Raw genomic sequence first — 25,941 nt, 5'->3', positions numbered from 1 at the left:
CCACGGTGCTGGTAAGCGAGTACGGTTGTGTTATGCCAGCAGACATCCCGTTCGGATTCGGACCGTCCGGCGGCGACGTGCCGGATCCCAATGATCCGCGCCAGATGCAGCAATTCCTGAGCCAGCTGCAGCAGCTCTTCGCCACGCCCGGGGGCGGTCCGGTCAACTGGGATCTGGCCCGCCAGCTGGCGCAGGCCCACCTCACCGGCGCCGGGCCCGCGGCCGGCGGCATGTCGCAGTTCCCGGTCGGCTTCCAGATGCCCGGCACTCCCCTGCCGACGGCCGAGCCGTCCGACCCCGACGCGGCCAAGCCGGTCGGCGACCCGTCGGTGACCGCCGTCGAGCGGTCCGCGGTCATCGAGGCCCTGCGCCTGGCCGACCTCTGGCTCGAACCGGAGTCGTCGCTCCCCTCCGGGGTCCGCTCGACCGCCGCCTGGAGCCGCGGCGAGTGGCTCAACCAGACCCTGCCGGTCTGGCGCAAGCTGTGCGACCCGGTGGCCGACCGCATGGTGTCGGCGATGACCGAGCTCGTCCCCGAGGAGATGCGCGCCCAGATGGGCCCGATGACCTCCATGGTCGCCTCGCTCGGCGGGGCGCTGCTCGGCGGCCAGCTCGGCACCGCACTGGGCTCCCTGGCCGCCGAGGTGCTCTCGGCCGGCGACATCGGCCTGCCCCTCGGCCCGGCCGGGGCGGCGGCGATGGTGCCGGCGAACATCGCCGAATACGGCAAGGGCCTGGAGGTCCCCGACGACCAGGTCCGCCTCTACGTCGCCCTGCGCGAGGCCGCTCACCAGCGCCTCTTCGGCCACGTCCCGTGGCTGCGCGGGCACGTCTTCGCCGCCGTCGAGGCGTACGCGGCAGGCATCCACGTCGACCGCGAGGCGATCGAGGAGGCGATGAGCCGCATCGACCCGTCGACGCTCGGCAACGACCCGCAGGAGCTGGTCCTCGAGGGCATCTTCACGCCCGAGGACACGCCCCAGCAGCGGGCCGCCCTGGCCCGGCTGGAGACGGTGCTCGCACTTGTCGAGGGCTGGGTCTGCCACGTCGTCGACCGCGCCGCCGGCGACCGCCTCCCCGACGTCGTCAAGCTCTCCGAGGCCTTCCGCCGCCGCCGCGCCGCCGGCGGCCCCGCGGAGCAGACCTTCGCCGCCCTGGTCGGCCTGGAGCTGCGCCCCCGCCGCCTGCGCGAGGCCACCGCCCTCTGGAACGCCCTGGCCGACCACCGCGGGATCAGCGGCCGCGACGCCCTCTGGGGCCACCCCGACCTGCTCCCGGACGAGGAGGCGTTCGCCGACCCCGAGATGTTCGCCCGCACCCAGCTGGACCTGGGCGACCTGGGCTTCAGCGAGGAGTTCGACAAGCTCACCGAGGAAGCGGCGAAGGACGACGAGAAGAAGCCCGACGAGGACTGATTTCCCTCGGTTGTACTGCGGGCACTCCGACGGCCACCCCGGCTCTCGGATGCCCGCAGTCTCGTTCCACCGCCTACGCCGCGCGGCGGGGTGCCCGGCTGCGGTCCGGCCGGCCGAAGGGGGCCGGGCGGCGCCGCTCAGGTCAGGATCGCCCGGGTGGCCTCCCAGCCGTCCAGGGACAGGTCCAGGCGCTGGAGGTCATCGGCGGTGCGGAGGCGGTGCCAGCCGGGCGCGGAGGCGACCATCGTCGGCTCCGGGGCCGGGCGGCGGGCGGCGGCCACGTCGCCGGTCTCGGCGTCGAGGTCGGGGAGCCAGTCCGGGACCGGGAGCCGGGCGGACGCGGCGAGCAGGCCGCCGTTGTGGGCCGGGGCGACCGCCAGGTGCCGGGTCGACAGGGGCCTCAGGAGCTTGCCGATCAGCATTGCCGGCAGGTCGGGGGCGTCGGCGAGTACCACCGCCGCCTTGTCGTGTCCGTCGTTGGCCGCCGCCGTGAGCGCGGCGCGGATCGTCGCGGCCGGAATTTCGTAGATGCGGGTCGAGGGCCAGGCGATCCGGCGGGCCAGCGGCAGGTCCGCGGCCACGGCGGCGATGGCGGCCTGGATGCGCGGCAGCGGGGTCAGCAGGTCGACGACGTCCTCGGCCATCGCGGCGCGCCACACGGCCGGGTCGGTGCCGGGCGGCGCCCAGGCGACCGGGGCGAGCAGCGCCACGACGGCAGCGTCTGTCATTCGGTGATCCCAAGACCGGCGGCCGCTGACACCCCCTCAAGATACCCGCGGGCCCGCTCGGCCTTCGGGTAGCGGGCGACGAGGGCCCAGAACGCGCTGCTGTGGCTGGGGATGACCAGGTGTGACAGCTCGTGCAGCAGGACGTAGTCGATGACCCAGTCGGGCATCTCCTGCACGCGGTGCGAAATCCGGATGGTACCGTCGTCCGGCGTGCAAGATCCCCAACGGCCGTTCTGGTTCTGCACCCACCGTACGCTCGCCGGACGCCCGGCGGCCGGATGGTCGGGCAGGTAGCGGGCGGCCAGGCGCTGGGCGCGTCCGGTCAGCTCGGCGTCCGTGCGCCGGGCCCGCTGCTCCCGCACCTCCAGGCGCTCGAGCATGCGGTCGACCCACTCGCGCTCCTCGGCCCGGGAGAACTGGGCGGGTATCAGCACCACCACGCGCTCTCCGTCACGGTAGGCCGACACCGTACGTCGGCGGCGCTTGCTGCGCCGCACCTCGATCACCGGCTTGCGTGTCACGCCGGCCCCCCTGGGTCCCGCCTCACGTTGGAACGCTAGCCGTTGGCAGCCATCCCTTCGCAAGGCCCAATCTTGGCGAGCCGGTCCGGTAGTCACCCATTCGTGGGGACTCGCCGGAAAGATTCCACCGGAAGTCCGGCCTGCTCCGGGTCGTGGGGCAATTTCATCCACAGCAACCCACACCGTTGCCCACACGGTTATCCCCAGGCTGTGCATAGTGTGTACGGTGCGGTTGGAGGAAGATCTTCCGATTACGCTCGGCGTGTCCCGTCTAACCGCACTTTCCCCGAGTGTCCGACAAGGCACACTCACCACGTTGGCCTAGCTGGTCAGCACCGGTGCGCGGAACGTGCCGGACCGAGATGAGGAGGGCATCGTGGCCGAGACCTACAACGGCTACTGCGTCAAGTGCAAGGAGAAGCGGGACTTCGAGGGCGAGATCGCCATCTCGAAGACCGGCATGAAGATGGCCAAGGGCGCCTGCCCGGTCTGCGGCACCACGGTCAACCGGATCCTCGGCAAGGCCTGAGGCCCATAGCTCGCTGCCCGGTCTATCACGCACGTTCTGTAACCCAGCCCGGCTTGCGGCGCCACACCGCGCCGAATGCCCTCCCCGCCCGGCATTCGGCCTGGCTATGTCCGTCCCCACAAGGCGGACAAATCCGGAATTTCGGATACGCCAGGAGCATGCCTCGCCCGGCGCGAACCCCGCGCTCGGCCCCTATGCCTGTGGATAACTAGCCCGCCGGCTGTGGATAACGTTGGCCGGCGGTGGACTGTCCTGTGGACAACCCCGCCGGCCGGCGTCCGGGGCGTGGCAGCGTGGTCGCCATGCGACGACCGACGCTGCTGCCGGGCCTCCGGCGGCTCTGGCGCGACCGGCGGACGATCCAGCTGGGCACCGACCCGGCCACCGCCGTCGTGCTGGAGCTGCGGCGCCCGGAGCTGGCTCGGGTGCTCGATCTGCTCGACGGCTCGCGGACGCTCCCGGGCCTGCTCGCCGAGGCCCGGCTGCTCGGGCTGGACGGCGCGGACGTGGCCGACCTGGTGGAGCAGCTGCGCGTCAGCGGCCTGGTCGTCGCGGCCGCGTCCCTGCTGCCGGCCGGCCTGGCCCCTCAGGTCGGCGCCGGGCTCACCACGGAGGCGGCCGCCATCACACTGCGGCTGCGGGCGGCGCGACCGGCGGTACGGCGCACGGCGGCCGGCATCCTGCTGCGGCGCACCGGTGCCCACGTGCTCGTGGCCGGCGACGGCCCCCTGCTTGCACCGCTGGCCGCCGCGCTGGCCGGGGCCGGGGTCGGGCACGTCGAGCCGCTCGTCGAGGGCATGGCCACCCACGCCGATGTGGCCGTCGGCGGCATCGGCCCCGGTGACGTACGCGACTCCCGGGTCCTGGCCACCACCGCGGCCGTCGCCCGGCACGCGCCCTGGGTGCGGCAGGCCGCCGGGCGCGCGGACGCCGTCGACTTCGTGGTCCGCGTCGGCGAACGGCGACTCGACGCGCTGGCCCGCCGCGGGGTGCGGTTGGAGCGAGTGCCACGCCTGGAGGTACTCGTCCGCCTCGGCACGGTCCTCGTGGGCCCTCTGGTCCGCCCGAGCCGCTCGCCGTGCCGCGGCTGCCTGGACCTGCACCGCCAGGACCGCGACCCGCTGTGGCCCGCGCTGGCCGCCCAGCTCGCCACCGCGCCGCCGGGGCTGAGCGAACCGTGCAGCCTGACGACGGCGATGGCCGGGGCCGCGTTCGCCGCGGACGAGGTGCTCACGTACCTCGACGGCGGCCCCCTGCGCACCGAGGCGGCGATCGTCGAGATACCCCGGCCCGGGGAATTTCGGCGCCGGGTTTGGGGCACACATCCGCGCTGTGACTGCCGTCGCCGTCGTCGGAGTGGCTCGAGCGGGTAAGAATGGTTTGTGACCGAGATCCCCAGGGGCGCAGTCGCCCGCACCGCAAGGCTGGCGTCACTCCCCCTCGGGCTGGCCGGCCGGGCCGCGCTCGGGCTTGGCAAGCGCGTGACGGGCATGGCCGCCGACGTCGTCTCCGCCGACGTCCAGCGGCGCACCGCCGAGCACCTCTTCAGCGTCCTCGGCCAGCTCAAGGGCGGTGCGATGAAGATGGGCCAGGCGCTGTCGGTGTTCGAGGCGGCGCTGCCCGAGGAGCTGGCCGGGCCCTACCGCGCGGCGCTCACCAAGCTGCAGGAAGCCGCCCCGCCACTGCCGGCCGCCAGCGTCCACAAGGTCCTCAGCGAGTCTCTGGGCGTCGACTGGCGCGAAATGTTCAAGGAGTTCGACGACAAGCCGGCCGCCGCGGCCTCCATCGGCCAGGTCCACCGGGCCGTCTGGTCCGACGGGCGGGCGGTGGCGGTCAAGGTGCAGTACCCGGGCGCCGGCGAGGCCCTGCGCTCCGACCTCAACCAGCTGGCCCGCTTCGCCGGCCTGTTCAAGGCCATCCAGCCCGGCCTGGACGTGAAGCCCCTCGTGGCCGAGATCCGCGACCGCGTCACCGAGGAGCTCGACTACGAGCTCGAGGCCCGTTCCCAGACGGCGTTCGCCGCGGCGTTCGCCGATGACCCCGACATCTTCGTGCCGCCCGTGCTCGCATCATCGCCGCGGGTCCTCGTCACCGAATGGGTCGACGGCACGCCCCTGTCGACAATCATCGCCGAGGGCAGCGAGGAGGACCGCAACCGCGCCGGATACCTGATGGCGCTCCTGCACTTCTCCGCCCCGGCCCGCGCCGAGCTCCTGCACGCCGACCCCCACCCGGGCAACTACCGCCTCCTGCCCGACGGCCGCCTGGGCGTGCTCGACTTCGGCGCCGTCGCCCGCCTCCCCGGCGGCCACCCGGACATCATCGGCCGCCTGACCCGCTTCGCCCTGGCCGGCGACGCCGACGAGGTGCTGGCCGGCCTGCGGCAGGAGGGCTTCATCAAGGGCGACGCGAAGGTGGACGCGGCGGCGGTGCTCGGCTACATCCGCCCGATGCTCGACCCGCTGGCCGAGGACGAGTTCCAGTTCACCCGGGCCTGGCTGCGCTCGGAGGCCACCCGCCTGGCCAACCCGAAGAGCCCCGCATACGCCCTGAGCCGCCAGCTCAACCTCCCGCCGTCCTACATGCTGGTGCACCGGGTCACGCTGGGCTCGATCGGCGTGCTGTGTCAGCTGGAGGCGCGGGCCGGCTACCGGCAGATCCTGATCGACTGGCTCCCGGGCTTCGCCGAGCCGGCCGCCAAGAAGCCCCGCCGCAAGAAGTCCTGACCCGCCCGCAACTCCAGCCGCCGCCGTTCCCGATCGCCGCCGGCGCGCCGGCCGGGCCCGGGCGCCCCACGGCCCGGGCCGCCGGCCGGTCTCGGCCCGGCGCCGCTCGCGTGGGCCGGGCCGATCCGCAGGTGCACCCGATCAGCGCAGCGCCTCGTCGAGCCCGGCCATCACCCGCTCGTCGCGGAACACGTCGATGTAGTAGTCGACGACGGAGTAGTAGCGGCGGGCGCCGAACGTGTCCTGGTAGTACCGGCCGAGGGACGGGTCCTCGAGCAGCCGCTTGTGCAGCGCCGGGTGCGGGTTGCGGTAGATGAACTGCAGCACCGCCGAGTCGCGCTCGGCCCGCAGCAGCTCGTCGAACGGCGTGTCGTGGAAGTTGCCGATGAACAGCGGCGTACCGGCGAACTTCTCGTTGCGGTTCGTCATGCTGCAGGTGCCGATGACGTGGCCGTGCGGGTTCACGCCGAGCTGCAGGCTGCCGCAGTCGGCGATGTCGTCGGGGACGCTGGAGCCGTACACCAGCTTGAGCGCCTCGATGGTCCCCGCGTCGTTGCCGGCGGTGGTGAGGCTGTTCGGGAAGATCGTCTCGCTGTCGAGCTCCATCTCGGTCTGGATGAACGCGTCGGTCTCCGGCCGGTGCGAGCGCACCCAGTTGAGCTCGTACACCATGCCGAGATCCCGGCACGCCTGCCGGATGTGCTTGAGCCGGTCGATCGACACGTAGGCGAGGTGGTACGCGCTCGCGCTGGGAAAGATCGCCCCGACCCCGGCCTGCTGCAACTCCTCGACGACCGCCCGGGCCCGCTCCGGCGTGCGCCCCCAGAACCCGTTAGTGTTGATGCTGACGTAGTACCCGAGGTCCGCCGCCGTCCGCGCGAGCTCGTACACCTCGTCCGGGAACAGCATGATCTCCCCGCCGCCGAGGTCGAGGAAGTTCTTGCCGAACTGCGCGCCGACGCGTAACAGCTCCTTGGCGACGTCCAGGTCGAGCTTCTCGCGCCGCCGCGGGCTGGACTCGACGAGGCAGTGGTCACATGCGGCGTTGCAGCCGAGCGTGTACACCATGTACAGCTTGGCCTGGTTGCCGTGGTCGAAGCAGACGCCGGTCTGCGGGTAGAGCTCCTGCATGGCCTGGACTCCTCGGCGCTCGTCGCCGCGCCGGCCGCCGGGAACACTCGACCACCCGCCGCCACCGCGCATGCCGAAGTGCATTCGTGGCCGGCGCTGGTCCACCCCGTGGGAACCGCGCGGGAATCATTGCAACTGGGCGGTGTGGTGCCGCCGACGCTACCCGACAGACATAGACGGGGCTACCCCTATGATCGCCGCCCGGGCCGGGCCGGAAAGGCGCTGCGGAGGCGCACTCGAACGTGGAAACGGGCCCCTCGCGGTGAGGGGCCCGTTTCGCTGTCGGTGTCAGTGCCGGGTCAGAGCGCGTTCCTGTTCGTGGCGTGCGCGCATGGCAACCTGGCGGGCGGATCGGTAGGCCTCAGAGTGGTTCGCAGTCTGAGGCCGACGCATTCGGGCCCTCGACAGGGCTTCATGGATAAGTTGCAACGTCATCGCGGTGCTCCTGGGTCGGGTGGTGACGAGTTCGGTGGTGCTGAGCCGGGTCGGCTGCGTGTGTCGCAGACCTCGGCTGGCCGGCTTTCGATGTGCGCTCATTTCAGGCCGCCGCAGTGGCGACGACAGCCGCCGTACGGGCGGCAACCTCGCCGCGCAGGACGGCGTCGCGGGCGACGTCCTCCTTGCGCGGGCGGCCCCGCGGACGCTTGCGCGGCACGACGGCGCCGCGCTCGAAGATCTCGCCACCCCAGACACCCCAGGGCTCGGCGCGCTCGATGGCGCCCGCCAGGCACTCGGCGCGGAGCGGGCACTCCACGCAGAGGGACTTCGCGAGCTCGAGCTCCGCCGGCGAGTCGGCGAACCACAGGTCCGGGTCGAAGGTGCGGCACGGCAGGTCGGACTTCACACCCCGAGCAGCAACACGGAGACGCTCGTCCGCGGCCGAGTCGACGCGCACGTCGATCGATGCCAAGGCCAGGCTCATCCCGGTCACCCCTTTCTGTTTGTCGATCGTTTGGTGTGATCGTTTGTGCAAATGAAGAAGGCCGCGGATCCCGGTGTAGGGATTCCGCGGCCTCGAGGTGAGCCGGAAGAGTCGGTCTGTTTTAGACCGGCCTGCCTCGAGGTGGTATGCCGCGGACTCCGCCATTGGGCTTCGGAGCCGTCATGCTGTGCTTCGCGCTGAACCCAGTGGTCCCCTGAACCCGGATTCCGCGCTGGTCGAGCAGAGCCGCCGAGGCGACGTGGATCTCATCGATGGTGGTGACAGTGGTCCTGCTGGAGGCGTCGGTCCGGACCTCGGCTTTGCCGCCCGCCAGTTCGAGGTGCCGAACTGTCAGGTCGCCCCGGACCGACTCGGTAGCGTCCGCGACGAGCGCGGCCGGAACCAGAGCGGCGGCCAGGACATCAGCGGCCGGGACATCAGCGGGGACATCGACAGCCGGCGCCGGGGAAACGGCGACGGAGGCCGGGACAGACTCCTGCCATTGCAGGGCGACGATCGGCGAGAGCCCGCGGGCCGGCACGACAGACGGGCAGAGGGCAGCCGGGTGCTGCGCGTGCCGCTCCAAAGTCAGATAGAGCTTCACGTGGACCCACCTTCTCTCTGCAACTCGTCGTGCGGCGGCCGCCGGTCTTCCGGCGTCGTGTTCGCAGGCTATGCCGTGCCTCAACGGTAGGGCAAACGATTTATCGGGGGAAGTTTTTTGTCGGTTTCCAGCCCCCGGGCAACCGATCGCGCCTGACCTCAGTGTGCCACGTCGAAGCAGCTCATGGTGCCCCGACAGCACAGAACTTCATCGATGTCCCGGTCACCCGCACGGGCCCGCTGCGGGCCCGGAGTCCTCGGCCGCCGGCTCTTGCGGCCGGTCGGCGGTTCGGGTCTCAGTCGCTGTCGCGGGCCAGGGCGTCGACGCTCGTGCCGCCGACCAGGGCGACGACGTCGTCGCCGTAGAGCATCAGTTTCCGCGGGCCGATCCCCGCAATCGCGGCCAGCTCCTCGCGCCGCCCCGGGCGCCGCTCGGCGATCGCCGCCAGTGTCACGTCGGTGAAGATGACGAACGCCGGCACCTTCTGGATCGCGGCCAGCCGGGCCCGCCAGTCCTGCAGCCGGGCCAGCAGGTCCTCGTCGAGGTCCGACGGGCACGTCGAGCACCGCCCGAGCTTGCGGTCGGCCCCGTTGACCAGGCCCGTCCCGCACACCCGGCAGGAGACGGCCATGACGCGGCGGGCCTTGCCGGCGATGGCGGCCTTGTCGAGCGGCCGCCGCGGGTAGCCGGGCCCCCCGTTGCCGCTCTGACCGGCGCCGCTCGGGGGCGTCGACGACGGCACGAAGCGGCTCTGACGGCGCGGCCGGCCGCCGGGCGTGCGGGCGGCGGCGTGCGACAGCCAGAGCGTGTGGCGGGCGCGGGTCACCCCGACGTACAGGAGCCGGCGCTCCTCCTCGACCGCGTCCGGGGTGCGGGCGTGGATCACCGGCAGCGTGCCCTCGGTCAGGCCGACCAGGAACACCGCGTCCCACTCCAGCCCCTTCGCCGAGTGCAGCGACGAGAGCGTCACGCCCTCGACCGTCGGCACGTGCTGGACGGCCGCCCGCCGCTGCAGTTCGGTGTTGAACTCGTCGAGCGAGGCCGCGCCGCCGCCCGCCATGCCTTCGGCCAGGCTGACGAGCGCGCTGACCGCCTCCCACCGCTCGCGCTGGGCACCGCCGGCGGGTGCGGAGTCGGGCATCCAGCCGGTGCGGGCGAGCGCCGCGTGGACGGTCGGGACCAGGCCGCCCTCGTCCTCGCCGCGGTACGAGCGCAGGGCGATCATCGCCTCCCGCACCTCGGTGCGCTCGAAGAAGCGCTCCGTCCCGTGCACCACATAGGGCACGCCGGCCTCGGCCAGCGCTTCCTGGTACACCTCGGACTGCGCGTTGACCCGGAACAGCACGGCGATCTCCCGGGCCGGCGTCCCGGCCGCGATGAGCTCCGCGCAGCGGGCCGCGACCGCCGCCGCCTCCTCGGGCTCGTCGGCGAACGTGCGCACCGTTGGCTCGGGCCCGGGCGGGCGCTGGCCGACCAGTTCCAGCCGCAGCCGCGACAGCTCGCCGCGGGCCCGGGAGATCACCGCGTTGGCCAGGCCGACGACCTGCGGGGTGGAGCGGTAGTCACGGGTCAGCCGCACGACGGTGGCGCGCGGGTGGCGGCGCTGGAAGTCGACGAGGTACGACGCGCTCGCCCCGGTGAACGAGTAGATCGTCTGGCTGGCGTCGCCGACGACCGTCACGTCCTCGCGGCCGCCGAGCCACGCCTCGAGCAGGCGCTGCTGCATCGGGTTGACGTCCTGGTACTCGTCCACGACGAAGTGCCGGTACTGCGCGCGCACCTGCTCCGCGACGTCGGGGTGCTCCTCGACGGCCCAGATCGCGGCCCGGATCATGTCCTCGAAGTCGATCACGCCCTGGGCCCGCTTGGCCCGCTCGTAGTGCGCGTACACCTTCGCGACCAGGGCCGCGTCGAACGGCGGCTCGCGCAGCGCCTTGGCCGCGGCCGCCGCGTAGTCGTCCGGCTCGATGAGCGACGCCTTGGCCCACTCGATCTCACTGGCCAGGTCTCGCGAGACCTCCCGGTCGGTCTTGAGCCCGGCCTTCGTCGCGGCCAGGCCGACCAGGCGGGCCTTGCTGTCGAGGAGCTCGGGCATGGGCCGGCCGGAGAAGAGCCGGGGCGCGAAGTACCGCACCTGCCGCAGCGCCGCCGCATGGAAGGTCCGCGCCTGCACCCCCTCGGCCCCCAGCTTCCCCAGCCGCTCCCGCATCTCGGCGGCGGCCCGCGCGGTGAACGTGACGGCGAGGACGTGCTGGCCCCGGACCTGCCCGGAGCGCACCCGATGGGCGATCCGGTGCGTGATCGCCCTGGTCTTGCCCGTCCCCGCACCGGCGAGGATGCACAGGGGCCCCGCCGGGGCGGTCACCGCGATGGACTGGTCCCGGTCCAGTCCCGCGAGAATCTCTGAGGAGTCCGCCACAGCTGGACATCATTCCAGGGGGGTATGACGTTATGCGGTAACGCCTTGTGTGACCCGGCCGATGTTCCTGGAGGAAAACCCGATGCTGACCATGTACTCCACCACCTGGTGCGGCTACTGCCACCGGCTCAAGACCCAGATGGACCGGGAGGGCATCCAGTACCAGGTGGTCGACATCGAGCAGAACCCGGAGGCGGCGAAGTTCGTCGAGACCGTCAACGGCGGCAACCAGACGGTGCCGACCCTGCGCTTCGACGACGGCACGGCGATGACCAACCCCAGCATCGTGCAGGTCAAGAAGCATTTGGAAACCGTCGGTAGCTGAACGGGGGCAAATCCGTTACGGTGGCAAGCGCTAGACGCCGGGATGCCTGGGGAGGCCGGCCACTATGCGGGTTGCCCGTCTGTACGCCGTGCGCAATGCGCCGGAGCGCCCACGGGTGGCCGATCCCGAGCGACGACGCCGGATCGCCGAATACCTGACGGGCGGCACGACAATCGGCCGTGACCACGGCCCCGCGGTGCTGCACACCGACGGGCAGTGGCTGTGGCCGGAGCGCTTCGTGGCCGAGGTCCTCGACGAGGGCCTCGCGCCCGAGCCCGACCTGCTGGCCCGCATGCACGCCCACGCCTACCGCCCGGCCGCCCCGGCGCCGGGCGACGCCCTCAACGACGAGGTCATGCGCGCCTGGCGCGCCGGGCCGCCGGCCGAACCCCGGCAGCTGATCACGTACTTCGTGCGGGTCAGCTCGGACACGACTGTCGAGCGTCCCCTGTCTCTCCTGCGCCGCACGGTCACCGCCGCGGGCGGCGTGACCGAGGAGGCCGTCTGGCGCGACCTGGCCTGGCATCCGACGAACGCCTTCATGAGCCAGCGCATCGACGACGAGCTGCGCGAGGTCACTCCGCCGCAGGCCGCGGCCGTCCTGGACCGCTGGTGCGCGACCTGGCACCAGGAGGCGCTGAACCGCACCGCCTCGAGGCGCTGAACGAGCCTGGCCGCGGCCGCTTCGCGCCGCGCCCCTCATTGCGCCGGATTCCCGCGTATCGCCCGTCGGGGTATGAGCCCAACATGTCGAGCGGAGCGCGGCGCGAAGCGCCCGACATATCGGCGACGAGCGAGCTCAGCCGTAGAGCCACGACGTGATCAGAAAGTGCGCGATCGAAGCCGCGAACGGCAGCCCGAACTCCTCGGACGAGCCGTCGAGCACCGACGCGATCTCCCGCCGCGACAACCAGCGGGCCTCCGCGATCTCGTCCTCGTCGACGGTGATCGCCGCCCCCGAGGCCGCCAGCGCGTGGAAGCCCAGCATCAGCGAGCCCGGGAAGGGCCACGGCTGGCTGGCCAGGTACGTCACCGACGAGACGGCGACCCCGACCTCCTCCAGCACCTCCCGGGCCACCGCCATCTCGGCCGACTCGCCCGGCTCCACGAAGCCGGCCAGGGTCGAGAAGCGCGGCACGGTGGCGCCGAGCACTTTCCACTGGGCGTTGAAGCCGAGCAGGCAGCGGCCGTCCGGGCCCTCGACGCCGTCGTGGACGAGCATGATGACGGCCGGGTCAGTGCGCGGCCACAGGGTCTCCGCGCCGTCCTCCGTGGTGCGGACCCAGCCGCCCTGCCCGGCCCGGGTCAGCTTGCCGCTGAGCGGGCTGTACGGGTGCCGGGCGTGCCAGTTGGCCAGGGCGACCGCCGTGACGAACAGGCCCGCGGGCAGGTCGGTCAGGGCGGCCCCGACCTGGCGCAGGTTGACCCGGCGGGTGCCCTCGGCGCCGGGGGACTCGGTGACGTCGGCGGCCACGGCGAAGTACACCGTGCCGTCGGGCTCCTCGCCCAGGAAGAAGCGCTCCCCCGCCGGCGCGGCCGACGGGTCGATCAGGACCAGCTCCGGCGGCTCGCCCGGGTGGACCAGGACGTGGCCGTCGTCGACCACGACGACCCGGGCGCGTTCCCAGGCCGCGGCCAGCCACGCCTCGTCCGTGCGGCGGTGCGCGGCCCGGTCGAGCGGGCCGCGCGAGAACACCGGAGCGTCGGGGACGATCGCGGTCATGAAGACCGCTGCACGGCGGTGAGCGCCGCCAAGCCGGACTCGACCTTCGCGGCGTCGCCGAGCACGACAGCGGCCGCCCGGGCCGGGGCCAGGTACTGCGCCGCGACCGCCGCCACCTCGTCCTTGCCGGCCTTGGCCAGCCGGGCGGCGTGCTCGGCCAGGTAGTCCAGCCGCAGCCCGAAGCCCGCGTAGGTGGAGACCAGCCCGGCCAGCCCGGCCTGCGTGGACATCCCGAGCTGGAGGGTGCCCAGCGCGTACTGCCGGGCCTGCTCCAGTTCGTCGTCCTTCGGCGGCAGGCTGGCGATCCGGCCCAGCTCGTAGAGGGTCTCCAGCAGCGCCGGACCCGTCACCTCGGTCGCGACCTCGGCCGAGACGACGAGCGCGGAGCCGGCGACGGCGTGCTCGATGAGCGAGTGGGGGCCGTAGGTGTAGCCCTTGTCCTCGCGGATGTTCTCGACCCACCGGGACGAGAAGTAGCCGCCGAAGACCAGGTTGGCCAGCTGCAGCGCCGCGTGGTCGGGGTGCTTGCGCGACACCGCCGGCAGGGCCAGGCGCAGCGACGACTGCACGGAGTCGGGCCGGTCGACGAGCGTCAGCGGGCCCGGCTCCAGCGCCGGGACCGGGGGCAGCTCGGCGGGGCTCCCGCCGCCGTTCCACTTGGCCAGCATCCGCTCGGCGGAGGCGATGGCCTGCTCCGGCTCCAGATCGCCGACGATCACGAGCGTGGCGCCGGCCGGGTGCAGCCGCTCGCCGTGCAGGGCCCGCAGCTCGTCGGGGACGACCGCGGCGACCTGCTCCGGGGCCGGGGTCTGGATCGCGTAGGGGTGGGCGCCGTACATCCGCTTGAGCAGCGCGACCCGGGCCAGGTGGCTCGGCTGGCTCTGCGCGACGCGGATGCGGTCGACGAGCCGTGCGCGCTCGGTGTCGACCTCCTCGCCCGGGTACGACGCGGCGGTCAGGACGCCGGCCAGGATGTCCAGCAGCCGGTCGAGGCCGTCGACGAGGGCGTTGCCGGAGATCAGCAGCCGGTCGGGGTCGGCGCCCGCGGACAGGCCGCCGCCGACCTTCTGCAGCTCGGCCGCGATGTCGACGGTCGACATCGTCGAGGTGCCGGAGAGCACGGTCTGGGTGAGCAGGGCGGCCCGGGCCAGGTCGGCCTGGGCGAAGGGCACCCGCAGCCGGATCTCGACGAGCGGCACCGACGAGCGGCGCAGCGCGATCACGGTCAGGCCGTTGTCCAGCTTGTGCTCGACGGTCGACGGCACCTTCAGGGCCCGGTTGGGCCCCAGCACCGGCAGGGCGCGCAGCGCGGTCGAGGGGGTTGTCACAGTCACTTGGCTCCTCCGGCGATGACCTCGACCGCGGCCCGGCGGGACGGCACGAGCTGCCCCGCGGCCGCGACGATCTGCTCCTCGGTGACCTCACCGATCAGCGTGTGCAGCGAGTTGAGCAGCTCCGGCTCGCCCCGCTGCTGCTCCAGCACGGCCATCTGCAGGGCCCGGCCGAGCACCGCGTCGGTGTCGCGCAGCAGGTGGGTGGCCATGCGGGCCTGGGTCCGGCTGAGCTCGTCGGGGGCCAGCCCGTCGGCGGCGATCCGGGCGCACTCCTCCTCGACGGTGCGCAGGACCTTGTCCACGTCGCCGCCGGGAGGGAGGTGGGCCTGGAGCACCAGGGCGGTGGGGTCGCGGACCGCGAACGGCTCGCCCATGAACCCGATGTACCCCCCGACGCTCGTCACCGACCGGTCGCGCAGCACGAGCCGCTCGACCAGGCGGGAGGCGTCGCCGTCGGTCAGCACCTCGGCCAGCACGACGTAGGGCAGGTAGCCCTCCAGGTCGCTTATCGGGTCCGGCACCCGCCAGGCCGCCGCGATGGCGGGCAGCGGGGCCAGCCGGTCCTCGTAGGAGGCGCGGCGCTCGCTCGTCAGATCGGGCTCGGTGAAGTCCGGCCGCACCGGCGCGGGCCGGGCCGGGACGTCGCCGAAGTGCCGCTCGACCAGCTCGGTCGCGGTGACCACGTCGAAGTCGCCGGAGACCGCGAGGACCGCGTTACCGCAGGCGTAGTACCTGTCGAAGAAGTCGGCCGCGTCGGCCACGGTCGCCGACTCGAGATCCTCGAACGAGCCGTAGCCGTCGTGGGCGTTGGCGAACGTGTCGAACATGACCGGCGGCAGCCGCAGCCAGGGGAAGCCGCCGTAGGGCCGGTTGAGCACGTTGACCCGAATCTCCTCCTTGACCACGTCGATCTGGTTGCGGAGGTTCTCCTCGGTGAGCCGGGGCGCGCGCATCCGGTCCGCCTCGAGGAACAGCGCCCGCTCCAGTGCGTTGGAGGGCAGCGTCTCGAAGTAGTCGGTGTAGTCGAAATGCGTCGAGCCGTTGAAAGTTCCGCCGGAGCCCTGCACGTGGCGGAAGTGGGCGAGCTTCTCGAGGTTCTCCGAGCCCTGGAACATCAGGTGCTCGAACAGGTGGGCGAAGCCGGTCCGGCCCTGCGGCTCGGATCTGATGCCGACGTCGTACACCACGGCAACGCCGACGACCGGCGCCGCGCGGTCTGGGGTCAGCACCACCCGCAGGCCGTTGGGCAGGGTGAAGCGCTCGACGGGGTACTTGGAAGCCGGGATCCGCACGGCGGGACTACGACTGGACACCCACCGAATCTACTTCGTCCCGGGCCGTTCTCCTGATTCGGCGTTCCGCGAGCCCGGCGTAGGCGCCCAATCCGGCGAGGACGGCGAGCAGCGGCAGGGCCATCAGCCAGCCGTAGGGCCCCCGGGAGCGCGGGACCGCAGGTGCGGCCACCGGCGTGGCGGAGGGCAACACGCCCGGAGACGGCGCGCCCACCGAGGGTGAGGGCGAGGGGGCCGGCAGCCGGCGGGTGAGCGCCTGGACGAGCTCGAGGCGGCCCAGGCCGTTCTCCGGGTCGGCGCCGGCCGGGCCTGTGTCGACAGCGGTGAGCGTGAGCCGGCGGACAATCTCCGCGGCCTTGGCCTGTGGGTACCGCGACCGCAGCAACGCCACCGCCCCGCCCAGGATGCCCGGCGAGGCGCTGCCGTCGTCGATCCGGTAGGCGTTGCCGGTGTTCGTGGTCATGATCTGGAACCCGGGCACGCCGAGGCCGAGCCGCCGGCCGCTGGAGGACGGCACCCGCACGTCACCCTCCCGGGTGAGCGGGATCGCGGCGAGCACGCCGTCGTAGCCGGCCGGGTAGGGCTCGAACGCGCGGCCCGGCTGGTCGCCGTCGGCCGCCACGATCATCGTGTCCGCCTCCTCGGCCGCCCGCACGGCCTTGAGCAGGCGCTCGCTGCCGGCCACCGAGTATCCGACCACGATCACCGCCGCCCGGTGCTCGACCGCCGTCTCGATCCCGGCCGCGATGGCGTCAGGCGTGGGCTCGTCGATCACCACCGGGAGCACCTTGGCGCCGGGCGCGATGCCGATCACGCCGTCGGCGCGGTCGCGGCCGTGGCCCTGGCCGGCGATGAGCCCCGCGAGGGCGGTGCCGTGCCCGTCGGGGTCGGCCGGCGCGTCCTCGTCGACGACACCGACGGGGTCGAGCAACGCGCCCGTGAGGTCGGCGTGGGTCCGGTCGACGCCGCGGTCGATCACCGCGACCGTCACGCCCTCGCCGCGGGTCTCCCGGTTGGCCTCGGCCACCCCGAGGTACCGCAAATGCCACTCATTGTCGCGAATGACATCGGCCCGGGCGACGCCGCCGGGCGCCAGGGCCGCCACGAGTCCGAGCGCCACTGCCGCCAGCCGCTGCCTCATGCGCGACAGCGTGCCTGATCGACGCAAGCGACGCCAACCGGCCGGTCAGACGGGGCGGATGCTCTCCGGCGCCTCGTCGGCGACGATGTCGAACTGCTTGTGCGTGTCGGGGATGGAGACGTACAGGATCGCCGCCTCGGGCTTGCCCAGGTCGACGAGGGCGATCGAGACCAGCTCGCTCTTGGCCCGCAGCCCCGGCGTGCTGAAGTGCAGCCGGAACTTGAGCAGCCGGGCCGGGCGCCCGCCGAGCGTGAGGTCCCTGGCCTCCAGCTGCTCGAGCTGGTTGCCCTTGGGGTAGAAGCTGACCCGCACGTCCGCCGCGATCTGGTCGCCGACGCAGTGCAGGTCGAGCACCATGCCGTCGTTCACCGCGGCCGGCACGTGGCCGGAGAGGATCGTCGCGTGGTAGTCCGCGCCCGAGCCGTCGTAGTCCGGCTCGGTGATGAAGTCCTGCCCGATGTTGTACGTGATCTTGAGTTCACCCTGGTCACGCCAGGGTGAGGTGAGCGAGTGCCACGGGTCGCCGTACTGCTTGTAGCTGATCCCGGACTCGCTGTCGGTGGTCCGCGGGCCCGGCGGCACCTCTTCGCCGCCCGGGTTGGGATTGTCCGGCGGGATGCTCGGCGGCGGGCAGCGCCGGGCCAGCTCCGGGCGGGTGTCGCTGGGCGCCTCGGCCTGCCGGTTGAACAGGCCGCCGGGCGTGGTGGCGTTGTTCGTGATGACGGAGACCAGGATCACGATCAACCCGATCGCCACGACCAGAATCGCGCCGCCGCCGAGCCACTTCATGATCCGCTGGTTGCGCTTGACGGGATCGTCGTCGTCGCCGCGGTCGAAGTCGGGAAGATCCGGCGGGGGTACCACGGGAGGCGTCCCCGACCGCCCGACGCGCCCGGACGCGTAGCCCTTCGCGACCCTGACCGGGGACGCCGGCGCGGCGGACGCGGATACGGCTGATGGCGACGCGGGCACAAGAACCGGCTCGATAACGGTCTGTGTGTCGGGCGTCGCCCACGGGTTGGACTGCTCGGCCATGTCAGGACCAGTGTCTCAGCCGGACGCGAGAACGCCCACCAGCCACCCCTGGGAACTTGCTTACGGTTGCGGCTGCGGCGGTGGATGCAGCTGCGTGACCTGCGGATACCGGTGCGTGTCGGCGGACGCGACAGGTCCGATGACGAGCAGCGCGACGGTGACGACCCCAGCGGTGGCCACGCCGACGACAAGCGCGACCTCGCGTACGTGTGGTGCCTGCATTCTGAGCACTCCCCCTCGCATGCCCTCTCAGACAGCTTCGAGCAGGAGCCGGTTCCGCCGACAGCCGCGTGTCGGAACCTTGCCAAATCATTGAGACACTGCTGTGACCTGACCCGTGGCGGGCAGCGCGGTGATCAAGGCGAGCAGCCCCTCCTCGTCGAGCAGGTCGGCCGGGCGGACCGTCTCGCCGCTGCGCACGTAGAAGAAGGCGGCGCCGACCCGGTCCAGCGGCACCCCGCGCAGCTCGGCCCAGGCCAGCCGGTAGGCGGCCAGCTGGACCGCGGCGGCCGTCGCGTCGGCCCCGCCCGGGCGCCCGCCGGTCTTCCAGTCAACGACGTCGTAGCGCCCGTCGGGGTAGCGGTACACGGCGTCCATGCGGCCGCGGACCACCACCCCGGCGATCACCGAGGCGAACGGCACCTCCACGTCGAGCGGCACCATGTCGGCCCACTCGCTGGCCAGGAACCGGGCCTGCAGGTCGGCCAGGGCCGAGTCGGGGGCGGCGTCCTCGTCGGCCGCGCCCGGCAGCTCGTCCAGGTCGATCAGCCGCTCGGCCCGGAAGCGCTGCTCCAGCCAGTGGTGGAAGGCGGTGCCGCGGCGGGCGTACGGGTCGGGCCGGGCCGGCAGCGGGCGGCGCAGGGAGCGGGCCAGCCGCTGCGGGTCACGGCGCAGCGACACCAGCTGCGACACCGACAGGTGCCCGGGCAGCGTGACCTCCACCGTCGAGCGGGGCACCAGCCGGGCCCGCTCGGCCAGCAGCAGCTCGGTCTCGGAGACCCACCGGGCGACGAGGGGGTCGCCCGTCCCCGGCCGGTCGTCCGCAGGGGCCGAGCGGACGAGCGCGGCCGCCGCCTCCAGCAGCGGGCGGCGGTGCCCGAGCGGGTCGGCCGGCCAGCTCGCGCTCGGCACGTCGGCGGCCGTCGGGTTCTGCGCGTCGGCCTCCGGCTTCGCCGCCCACACGTCGACGACCCCGGCCCCGGCCCGGCAGCGCTCGCGGATCTCGTCCAGGAACACGGAGGGGCCACGGGCCCGCTTGACGCCCTCGCCCCACCAGTACCCGCTGGCCAGCAGCAGCCGGCGGGGCCGGGTCACGGCGACGTACGCCAGGCGCCGCTCCTCCCGGATGTCGTGGTCGCGCCAGTCCCGGGTGAACGCCTCCAGCGCCGTGACCACGCCCTTGACGTCGCTCGCCGCGTCGAGGTCGAGCGCGGGCAGCCCGGCGTGGTCGCCGCGCAGCGGGAACGGCAGCACGCCCAGGCCGCGCAGCCAGTGGTCGCCGGCGTTGCTCGGCCCGGGGAACACGTCGGCGCACAGGCCGGCGACGGCGACGACGTCCCACTCCAGGCCCTTGGCCGCGTGCGCGGTGAGGATCTGCACCGCCCCGCCGACCACCTCGACCTCACCCGGGGCCAGGCCGCGCTCCTCGTTCTCGGCCGCGGCCAGGAACGCCAGGAACGCACTGAGCGTCGCCCCCTCCGACTCGCCGGCGAAGCGGGCCGCGATGTTGCTGAACGCGTCGAGGTGGCCGCGGGCCAGGCCGGCGTCGCCCGGCCGGGCCGCCACCTCGACGTCCAGGCCGGTGACCCGCTCCAGGTCGGCGATCAGGTCGGGCAGCGGCTGGTCGAGGCGCCGGCGCAGGTCGCGCAGCTCGGCGCCGAGGCGGGCGAACCGGCGGTGGCCCTCCTGCGAGTACCGCTCGGGGTCGCCGAGGTCGTCGAGCGCCTCGACGAGGACCGCCTCGTCCAGCCGGTCCGCGAGCTCCGGCTCGGCCGCGCTGTCGCCGGTGCGGCGGGCGGCGGCGAGGCTGCGGGCCCGCCGGTAGAGGGCGACCAGGTCGCGGGGGCCGATCCGCCAGCGCGGGCCGGTCAGGATGCGCAGGAGCGCCGCGCCCTCGGCCGGGTCGGCCAGCACCCGCATGGTGCTCACGACGTCGCGGACCTCGGGCGTGTCCAGCAGGCCGCCCAGGCCGACCACCTCGACCGGCAGGCCGCGGGAGCGCAGCGCGTTCTCCAGCGCCGGGATCTGGGCCCGGGTCCGGACCAGGACCGCCGTCGAGGGCCGGTCCTCGACCGGGATGTCGTACGGGAACGTGTCCGGCTCGACCTTCGCCGCGAGCCGCCACGAGGCGAGCACCCGGTCGGCCAGCCAGGCCGCCTCCTCGGTGTACGTGTCGAGCAGCGCGCAGTGCACGGTCGCCGTCGAGGCCGGCTCGGCGAGCACGTCGGCCGGGGCGAGCTCCTGCACGCGCGCGCCGTACGAGCGCAGCGGCGCCGACAGCGTGTTGGCGACGTCGAGGATCTCGGGCCGGTTGCGCCAGCTGGTGGTCAGCGACAGCAGCGCCGCCGGCTCGCCGCTGCGCTGCGCAAACTCCGAGGGAAAGCGGTCGAGGGTACCCGCCGAGGCCCCGCGCCACCCGTAGATCGACTGACACGGGTCGCCGACGGCGGTGACCGGGTGCCCGCCACCGAACAGCGCGCGCAGCAGCACGACCTGGGCGTGTGAGGTGTCCTGGTATTCGTCGAGCAGCACGATGCGGAACCGGTCCCGCTCGACCTGGCCGACCTCCGGGTGCGCGGTCGCGACGGTGGCCGCGCGCGACAGCTGGTCGCCGAAGTCCATCGCCTCCAGCAGCGCCTTCTTCTCGGAGTACTGCCGGATCAGGGGCAGCAGCTGCAGCCGCGCCTGCTGCCGGGAGAGCACGTCGCGCACCGGCTTGGCCATCTTCCCGGTCTTCGAGCCGACCTCGGCGAAGAACCGGCCGGTCCAGGCGGCCACGTCCGCCGGCTCCCGCAGGTGCTCGGCCAGGTCGCCGGCCAGGTGCAGGACCGCGTCGACGACTGTCGACGGCGCGGCCGAGACGGCCGTCATGTCCCCGTCGTAGGCGCGGACCACGGCGTCGGCGAGCTGCCAGCAGGCGGCCTCGGTCAGCAGCCGGGTCGACGGCTCGAACCCGGCCCGCACGCCGTGCTCGCGCACCACCCGGGCCGCGTAGGAGTGGTAGGTGGCGACGGTGGGCTCGCCGGCGCCGAGGTCGGCCGCGGTCCGCTGCTCCCTCGGAAGGCGCTGCGCCAGCTGTCCGAGGCGCTGGCGGATGCGGTGGGCCAGCTCCCCCGCGGCCTTGCGGGTGAAGGTCAGGCCGAGCACCTGCTCCGGGCGCACGTGCCCGTTCGCGACGAGCCAGACGACCCGGGAGGCCATCGTCTCGGTCTTGCCCGAGCCCGCCCCGGCCACCACGAGCAGCGGCCCGACCGGCGCGGCGATCACGTCGGCCTGCTGCTGGGTCGGCGCCGGCAGCCGCAGCAGCTTCGCCAGCTCGATCGGCGCGTAGGTCGTCACGAGACCTGGCGGCCCTTGCCCGAGACGGGGCACGACGTCTTCACCGGGCAGACCCGGCACTTCTGGTTCACGACCGCGCTGAACGTGGACGCGGCCATCGTCTGGGCCGTGCGCCGGACCAGGGCCTGGGCCCAGTTCGGGTCGTCGGCCTCGCTCAGCGGCGGCTGCACCTGCTCCCGGGCCGAGTTGGTCTCGCCGCCGAGCTGGACCAGCGCCGCCCCGCCGGCCACCGAGGACTCGTCGAACGCGCCGAGCTCGATCGCCGCCTGATACGCGGCCAGCTGCGGGTGCTCGGCCAGGTTGGCGTTGGCCGGGATCGACTTGCCGGTCTTGAGGTCGATGACGACGAGCCGCCCGTGCTCGTCGAGCTCCAGCCGGTCGACCCGCCCCTTGATCTCCACGGGCGCCTCGGGGTCGGCCAGCTCGACCAGGAAGTCCTGCTCGATCGCGACGAGCCGGCGCGGGTTGCCGGCCAGCCAGCCGATGAGCTTGTCGAGCATGGTCTCGGCCCGCTCCCGCTCCCGCCCGGCCAGCCAGCGGGCCGAGAGCTCGATCGCGTCGAAGCGGTCGGCGACGTAGGCCACCAGCTGCGCCCGGTCCGCGGAGGCGTCGGCGGCCAGCATCGCCGCGGCGTGCACGAGGTTGCCGATGGACTGCTCCGGCGACGGGGTAAGCGCCCCGCCGTGCCGCTCGAGCAGCCAGCGCAGGCTGCACCGCTCGACGCTCTCCACCGTCGACGGCGTCACCTGCACCGGCTCGCCCGGGTCGACGAGTGGCCGCTCGTCGGACAGCGCCGGCAGCCCCCACCAGCTCTCGGGGTCGGCCCCGGGCACCCCGTCCCGGGCCAGCCGGGCCAGCAGCGCGGCGGCCGCGGTCCGGCGGGCCTCGGGCACGTCGGGGTCGACGAGCGCCACCCGCAGCTCGGCCACGAGCGTCGGCAGCGTCAGCGGGCGCGGCGCCTCGAACGCGGGCTGCTCGTCGTCGATTGACAGCTCGGTCAGGAACCGGCTGGGCTGCTCCTCACCGTCACCCGACGCGACGGCCGTGACGAGCACCTGCTCCCGGGCCCGGGACACGGCCACGTAGAACAGCCGCCGCTCCTCGTCCAGCAGCGCCGAGAGCCGGCCGATCGTCTCCATGGTCCGCCCGGAGAGCACCTCGACCAGCAGCTCCGAGCCGAGCACGCTGCCGCGCAGGCGCAGGTCGGGCCAGACGCCCTCCTGGACCCCGGCGACCGCCACGACGTCCCACTCCAGGCCCTTGGCCGCGTGCGCGGTGAGGATGCGCACCGCGTCGCCGCGGTCGGCCATCGGCGCGAGGTTGTCGGCCGGCAGGTCCTGGCCCTCGACGTGGTCGAGGAAGACGTCGGTGCCCGCACCCGGCAGCCGGTCGGTGAAGCGCGCGGCCGCGTCGAAGAGCGTCACGACCGCGTCGAGGTCCCGGTCGGCCGCGGCGCCGCGGTGCCCGCCCCGGGCGCTCAGCGCCGACCAGCGATCGGCCAGCCCGCTGCCCTGCCAGACGGCCCAGAGCACCTCCTCCGCGGTGGCGCCGGGCCGGGCCGCGGCGTCCCGGGCCACCTGGAGCAGCCCGGCCACGGTGCGGGCCGGGGCGGCCCAGCGCCGCTCGACCATCGCCAGCTCGGCCGGGTCGCGCAGCGCGGCGAGCAGCAGCACGCCGGACGGCCGCCGGTCCCCCGCGGCCAGCGCGAGTGCCCGCAGCCCCTGCCGCAGCCGCCGCTCCGCGAGGGGGTCGGCCCCGCCCAGCGGCGAGTGCAGCAGCGCGACCGCCGCGTCCTCGTCGAGCCGGGCCGGGTCGAGCGCGCACCGCAGGAGCAGCAGCAGCGGCGCGACGGCCGGCTGCAGGTGCAGCGGCAGGTCCTCGGCCTCGGTGACGGTCGGCACGCCGGCGGTGTGCAGGGCCCGCTGCAGCGGCGCGAGCTGCCGGGCGGTCGAGCGCACGACGACCGCCATCCTGGCCCACGGGACGCCGCGCAGCAGGTGGGCCTCGCGCAGCCGGTGGGCGATGAACGCCGCCTCGGAGGTCTCGGACGCGAACGTGCGCGTCTCCACGTTGCCGCCGGGCCGCTGGGCCTGGAGCTGACGGTGCCGGGACGGTCCCCGCAGCCGGGCCGCGACCCGCCCGATCGGCGCCAGCAGCCCCGCGCCGAGCCGCCTCGACACGGGCAGCGTCACCTGGACGGCGTGGGGGAAGTGCAGCTCGAAGTCCTGGACGACGGCCGGGTCGGCCCCGCGGAAGGCGAACGTCGAGGAGTCGGGGTCGGCGAACGCGACGAGGTGCTTGCCGTTGCCCGCGACCAGCTCCAGCAGCTCGACCTGGGCCGGGTCGGTGTCGGGGAGCTCGTCGACGTAGACGTACTCCAGCCGCTGCCGCTCCCGTTCGAGCAGCACCTGATCGTCCGCGAGCATCCCGGCCGCGACCCGGACCAGCTCCGCGTAGTCGTAGGCGACGGAGCCCCGGCCGGTGGCGTCGCGCAGGGCGAGCACCTGGAGGTACTCGCGGAAGAACGCGGCCGCCGCCGTCCAGTCCGGCCGGTTGTGGACCTTCGCCAGCTGCGCCAGCCCCTCCGGCGGGACGCCCCGCTCGACGGCGCGCAGCAGCAGGTCGCGCAGTTCGGTCGCGAACGCCCGGGTGGTCAGGGCGCTGCGCAGGGTCTCCGGCCAGGCGATGGCCGACTCGGCCAGCAGCTCCCGGATCACCAGGTCCTGCTCGGGGCCGGTCAGCAGGCGCGGGGAGCTCTCCCCCCGTTCGACAGCGGCTCGCCGGAGCAGGCCGAAGGAGTACCCGTGAAAGGTCCGGACCATCGGCTCGGCCGTCGTGCGCAGCCCGCTCGACCGGCCCAGCCGCCCCTCGATCCGGTCGCGCAGCCGCACCGCGCCGCGCCGGCCGAACGTGAGCACGAGGATCTTCTCCGGGTCGGCGCCCTCGGCCACCCGCTGCGCGACCGCCTCGACGAGCGTGCTCGTCTTGCCGGTGCCGGGCCCGCCGACGACGAGCAGCGGCCCGCGGGTGTGCTCCACGACGAGCCGCTGCCAGGGGTCCGCGAAGACCGGGGCGGCCGGGACGGGACCGCGCCGCACGAGCCGGTAGGCCCGACGGGGGGAGGCGGTCGCGGTCACGCGACCAATAGAATCACGCGGCCAAGAGCGAGGCCTCGATGAGGTCCAGGGACTCGCCGACGTCGCGCGAGGTCAGCAGCATCGACAGGGCTGTGGTCCGGACGAACTCCTGCCGGGCCAGGCCGCGCAGCCACTCCATGAGCCCGCCGTAGAAGCCGTCCGCGTCCAGCAGCAGGATCGGCTTGCGATGCAGGTCCAGGGTGGCGGTCGTCCAGACCTCGAAGAGCTCGTCGAGGGTACCGAGGCCACCCGGGAGCGTGATGAAGGCGTCCGCGCGCTCGATGAGCAGCGTCTTGCGCGAGGCCATGCCGTCGGTCACCACCAGCTCGTCCGACTTGGTGTCGGCCACCTCGAGGTCCACGAGCGTCTGGGGGATCACGCCGTAGGTCCGCCCCCCGCCCGCCCGGGCCCCGTCCGCCACCGCGCCCATCATGCCGACGCAGCCGCCGCCGGAGACCAGCTCGTGGCCGCGGCGGCCGATCTCGACGCCGAGGTCGTGGGCGAGGTCCAGCCAGCGCGACTCGAGCCGCTGCGAGGAGGCGCAGAACACGCAGATCCGCGCCATCAGCTGCCGCCGCCCAGCTTGTCCTCGTCGAGGTGCTCGGCCGCATCGCGGATGTGCTGGACCGCGGCTTCGACGTCGTCGGTGAGGTACAGCAGCTGGAGGTCCTCCGGCCCGATCTTGCCGTCCGGCAGCATCGTGTTGGTCATCCAGTCGAGCAGGCCCTGCCAGTAGGCGGTGCCCATCAGCACCACCGGGAAGCGCGTGACCTTGCGGGTCTGGACGAGCGTGACCGCCTCGAACAGCTCGTCCATCGTGCCGAACCCGCCCGGGAGCACGACGAACGCCTGGGCGTACTTCACGAACATGGTCTTGCGGGCGAAGAAGTACCGGAAGTCGATCCCGATGTCGACCCAGTCGTTGAGGCCCTGCTCGAACGGCAGCTCGATGCCGAGCCCGATGGACAGCCCACCGGCGTCGGCCACGCCCTTGTTCGCGGCCTCCATGACGCCCGGCCCGCCGCCGGTGATCACGGCGTAACCGGCCCGGGCCAGCGCGCCGCCGAGCTCCTCGCCGAGGCGGTACTCCGCGCTGTCGGGCTTGCTGCGGGCCGAACCGAAGACGCTCACCGCGGGCGGCAGGTCGGCCAGGGTGTCGAAGCCCTCGACGAACTCGCTGAGGATGCGCAGGGCCCGCCAGGCGTCCTTGGTCTTCCACTCGTGGCGCAGGTGAGAGTCCAGCAGTCGCTGGTCGGCCGTGCTGGGCGGGATCGCGTCGCGGCGCAACGTCACCATCCCACGATGCCGCTCTCGCGGACGGCTGCGTTTGGGCTCGCTCATGGTTGTCACCGTACGTCGATCACCGAATTCGGGGCCCACCAGCCCTCCCCAACCATGGTC

Annotated in this window: 22 protein-coding genes; 6 read left to right on the top strand and 16 right to left on the bottom strand. The window is 73.4% G+C overall.

Features of this window, described 5'->3' with window-relative positions; translation table 11 throughout:
• Positions 1 to 32: 32 nt before the first annotated feature.
• Positions 33 to 1,415: a zinc-dependent metalloprotease gene (locus Dvina_RS05335; RefSeq protein ID WP_223101229.1), complete on the top strand. Its 1,383-nt coding sequence runs from the start codon at positions 33 to 35 to the stop codon at positions 1,413 to 1,415.
• A gap of 137 nt (positions 1,416 to 1,552) precedes the next feature.
• On the opposite strand, the gene Dvina_RS05330 is transcribed toward Dvina_RS05335, so the two are convergent.
• Together Dvina_RS05330 and Dvina_RS05325 are read right to left on the bottom strand one after the other, a co-directional pair.
• Positions 1,553 to 2,143, bottom strand: a complete 591-nt coding sequence (locus Dvina_RS05330; protein WP_223101228.1) for a hypothetical protein — start codon at positions 2,141 to 2,143, stop codon at positions 1,553 to 1,555.
• Positions 2,140 to 2,664, bottom strand: a complete 525-nt coding sequence (locus tag Dvina_RS05325; RefSeq protein ID WP_246656046.1) for a M48 metallopeptidase family protein — start codon at positions 2,662 to 2,664, stop codon at positions 2,140 to 2,142. Before Dvina_RS05325 ends, Dvina_RS05330 begins: the two co-directional genes overlap by 4 nt.
• A gap of 373 nt (positions 2,665 to 3,037) precedes the next feature.
• On the opposite strand from Dvina_RS05325, the gene Dvina_RS05320 reads away from it, so the two are divergent.
• From Dvina_RS05320 to Dvina_RS05310, 3 genes are all read left to right on the top strand, one after another.
• Entirely contained in the window at positions 3,038 to 3,193 is a 156-nt protein-coding gene (locus tag Dvina_RS05320; protein ID WP_425516560.1) for a DUF5679 domain-containing protein, read from the top strand.
• A gap of 302 nt (positions 3,194 to 3,495) precedes the next feature.
• A complete protein-coding gene (locus Dvina_RS05315; RefSeq protein ID WP_223101226.1) occupies positions 3,496 to 4,566 on the top strand; it encodes a hypothetical protein in 1,071 nt (356 codons plus the stop codon).
• 9 nt (positions 4,567 to 4,575) lie between these two features.
• A complete protein-coding gene (locus Dvina_RS05310; protein WP_223101225.1) occupies positions 4,576 to 5,919 on the top strand; it encodes an ABC1 kinase family protein in 1,344 nt (447 codons plus the stop codon).
• 141 nt (positions 5,920 to 6,060) lie between these two features.
• On the opposite strand, the gene Dvina_RS05305 is transcribed toward Dvina_RS05310, so the two are convergent.
• The 4 genes from Dvina_RS05305 to Dvina_RS05290 all read right to left on the bottom strand — a co-directional run bounded on the left by Dvina_RS05305 (position 6,061) and on the right by Dvina_RS05290 (position 10,995).
• Positions 6,061 to 7,050 carry a radical SAM protein gene (locus Dvina_RS05305; protein ID WP_223101224.1) on the bottom strand — a complete coding sequence of 330 codons (990 nt, stop codon included), beginning with the start codon at positions 7,048 to 7,050 and terminating at the stop codon, positions 6,061 to 6,063.
• A gap of 538 nt (positions 7,051 to 7,588) precedes the next feature.
• The gene (locus Dvina_RS05300; protein WP_223101223.1) at positions 7,589 to 7,972 is read right to left on the bottom strand and encodes a WhiB family transcriptional regulator; all 384 of its coding nucleotides are present in this window, start codon (positions 7,970 to 7,972) and stop codon (positions 7,589 to 7,591) included.
• 121 nt (positions 7,973 to 8,093) lie between these two features.
• Complete coding sequence (locus Dvina_RS05295; protein ID WP_223101222.1) at positions 8,094 to 8,576, bottom strand: hypothetical protein; 483 nt, start codon at positions 8,574 to 8,576, stop codon at positions 8,094 to 8,096.
• Positions 8,577 to 8,871: 295 nt separating this feature from the next.
• Positions 8,872 to 10,995 carry an ATP-dependent DNA helicase UvrD2 gene (locus Dvina_RS05290; protein WP_246656045.1) on the bottom strand — a complete coding sequence of 708 codons (2,124 nt, stop codon included), beginning with the start codon at positions 10,993 to 10,995 and terminating at the stop codon, positions 8,872 to 8,874.
• A gap of 82 nt (positions 10,996 to 11,077) precedes the next feature.
• On the opposite strand from Dvina_RS05290, the gene Dvina_RS05285 reads away from it, so the two are divergent.
• The gene (locus Dvina_RS05285; protein ID WP_223105344.1) at positions 11,078 to 11,320 is read left to right on the top strand and encodes a mycoredoxin; all 243 of its coding nucleotides are present in this window, start codon (positions 11,078 to 11,080) and stop codon (positions 11,318 to 11,320) included.
• A 64-nt stretch (positions 11,321 to 11,384) separates the two neighbouring features.
• Positions 11,385 to 11,984 (top strand): hypothetical protein, encoded by a 600-nt coding sequence (locus Dvina_RS05280; protein WP_223101221.1) that lies wholly within the window; start codon positions 11,385 to 11,387, stop codon positions 11,982 to 11,984.
• A gap of 135 nt (positions 11,985 to 12,119) precedes the next feature.
• Here the strand turns inward: Dvina_RS05280 and nudC are convergent, their stop codons facing one another.
• From nudC to Dvina_RS05230, 10 genes are all read right to left on the bottom strand, one after another.
• Positions 12,120 to 13,043, bottom strand: a complete 924-nt coding sequence (gene nudC / locus Dvina_RS05275; RefSeq protein ID WP_223101220.1) for an NAD(+) diphosphatase — start codon at positions 13,041 to 13,043, stop codon at positions 12,120 to 12,122.
• Positions 13,040 to 14,371 (bottom strand): M16 family metallopeptidase, encoded by a 1,332-nt coding sequence (locus Dvina_RS05270; protein WP_380030454.1) that lies wholly within the window; start codon positions 14,369 to 14,371, stop codon positions 13,040 to 13,042. Before Dvina_RS05270 ends, nudC begins: the two co-directional genes overlap by 4 nt.
• A 2-nt stretch (positions 14,372 to 14,373) precedes the next feature.
• On the bottom strand, positions 14,374 to 15,690 hold the full coding sequence (locus Dvina_RS05265; protein WP_223101218.1) for a M16 family metallopeptidase: 1,317 nt from the start codon (positions 15,688 to 15,690) through the stop codon (positions 14,374 to 14,376).
• Positions 15,677 to 16,810 carry a S8 family serine peptidase gene (locus tag Dvina_RS05260; RefSeq protein ID WP_223101217.1) on the bottom strand — a complete coding sequence of 378 codons (1,134 nt, stop codon included), beginning with the start codon at positions 16,808 to 16,810 and terminating at the stop codon, positions 15,677 to 15,679. Before Dvina_RS05260 ends, Dvina_RS05265 begins: the two co-directional genes overlap by 14 nt.
• Before the next feature lie 45 nt (positions 16,811 to 16,855).
• Positions 16,856 to 17,674: a hypothetical protein gene (locus Dvina_RS05255; RefSeq protein WP_223101216.1), complete on the bottom strand. Its 819-nt coding sequence runs from the start codon at positions 17,672 to 17,674 to the stop codon at positions 16,856 to 16,858.
• A gap of 231 nt (positions 17,675 to 17,905) precedes the next feature.
• A complete protein-coding gene (locus Dvina_RS05250) occupies positions 17,906 to 18,067 on the bottom strand; it encodes a hypothetical protein (RefSeq protein ID WP_223101215.1) in 162 nt (53 codons plus the stop codon).
• Positions 18,068 to 18,154: 87 nt separating this feature from the next.
• The gene (locus Dvina_RS05245) at positions 18,155 to 21,454 is read right to left on the bottom strand and encodes an ATP-dependent helicase (RefSeq protein ID WP_223105343.1); all 3,300 of its coding nucleotides are present in this window, start codon (positions 21,452 to 21,454) and stop codon (positions 18,155 to 18,157) included.
• The gene (locus tag Dvina_RS05240; protein WP_223101214.1) at positions 21,400 to 24,540 is read right to left on the bottom strand and encodes an ATP-dependent helicase; all 3,141 of its coding nucleotides are present in this window, start codon (positions 24,538 to 24,540) and stop codon (positions 21,400 to 21,402) included. The genes Dvina_RS05245 and Dvina_RS05240 overlap by 55 nt, the downstream gene beginning before the upstream one ends.
• A 13-nt stretch (positions 24,541 to 24,553) precedes the next feature.
• On the bottom strand, positions 24,554 to 25,105 hold the full coding sequence (locus tag Dvina_RS05235) for an LOG family protein (protein WP_223101213.1): 552 nt from the start codon (positions 25,103 to 25,105) through the stop codon (positions 24,554 to 24,556).
• Positions 25,105 to 25,881: an LOG family protein gene (locus tag Dvina_RS05230; RefSeq protein WP_223101212.1), complete on the bottom strand. Its 777-nt coding sequence runs from the start codon at positions 25,879 to 25,881 to the stop codon at positions 25,105 to 25,107. Before Dvina_RS05230 ends, Dvina_RS05235 begins: the two co-directional genes overlap by 1 nt.
• Positions 25,882 to 25,941 lie beyond the last annotated feature (60 nt).

The organism is Dactylosporangium vinaceum, assembly GCF_019904175.1.
GTDB classification, from domain to species: Bacteria; Actinomycetota; Actinomycetes; order Mycobacteriales; family Micromonosporaceae; genus Dactylosporangium; species Dactylosporangium vinaceum.
This window is presented reverse-complemented; position numbering and strand designations above follow the sequence as displayed.

Coding starts and splice junctions, on each gene's coding strand:
- Dvina_RS05335 (WP_223101229.1), top strand. CDS start 33: ATGCCAGCAGACATCCCGTTCGGATTCGGACCGTCCGGCGGCGACGTG.
- Dvina_RS05330 (WP_223101228.1), bottom strand. CDS start 2,143: ATGACAGACGCTGCCGTCGTGGCGCTGCTCGCCCCGGTCGCCTGGGCG.
- Dvina_RS05315 (WP_223101226.1), top strand. CDS start 3,496: ATGCGACGACCGACGCTGCTGCCGGGCCTCCGGCGGCTCTGGCGCGAC.
- Dvina_RS05305 (WP_223101224.1), bottom strand. CDS start 7,050: ATGCAGGAGCTCTACCCGCAGACCGGCGTCTGCTTCGACCACGGCAAC.
- Dvina_RS05300 (WP_223101223.1), bottom strand. CDS start 7,972: ATGAGCCTGGCCTTGGCATCGATCGACGTGCGCGTCGACTCGGCCGCG.
- Dvina_RS05285 (WP_223105344.1), top strand. CDS start 11,078: ATGCTGACCATGTACTCCACCACCTGGTGCGGCTACTGCCACCGGCTC.
- Dvina_RS05280 (WP_223101221.1), top strand. CDS start 11,385: ATGCGGGTTGCCCGTCTGTACGCCGTGCGCAATGCGCCGGAGCGCCCA.
- nudC (WP_223101220.1), bottom strand. CDS start 13,043: ATGACCGCGATCGTCCCCGACGCTCCGGTGTTCTCGCGCGGCCCGCTC.
- Dvina_RS05260 (WP_223101217.1), bottom strand. CDS start 16,810: ATGAGGCAGCGGCTGGCGGCAGTGGCGCTCGGACTCGTGGCGGCCCTG.
- Dvina_RS05250 (WP_223101215.1), bottom strand. CDS start 18,067: ATGCAGGCACCACACGTACGCGAGGTCGCGCTTGTCGTCGGCGTGGCC.
- Dvina_RS05235 (WP_223101213.1), bottom strand. CDS start 25,105: ATGGCGCGGATCTGCGTGTTCTGCGCCTCCTCGCAGCGGCTCGAGTCG.
- Dvina_RS05230 (WP_223101212.1), bottom strand. CDS start 25,881: ATGAGCGAGCCCAAACGCAGCCGTCCGCGAGAGCGGCATCGTGGGATG.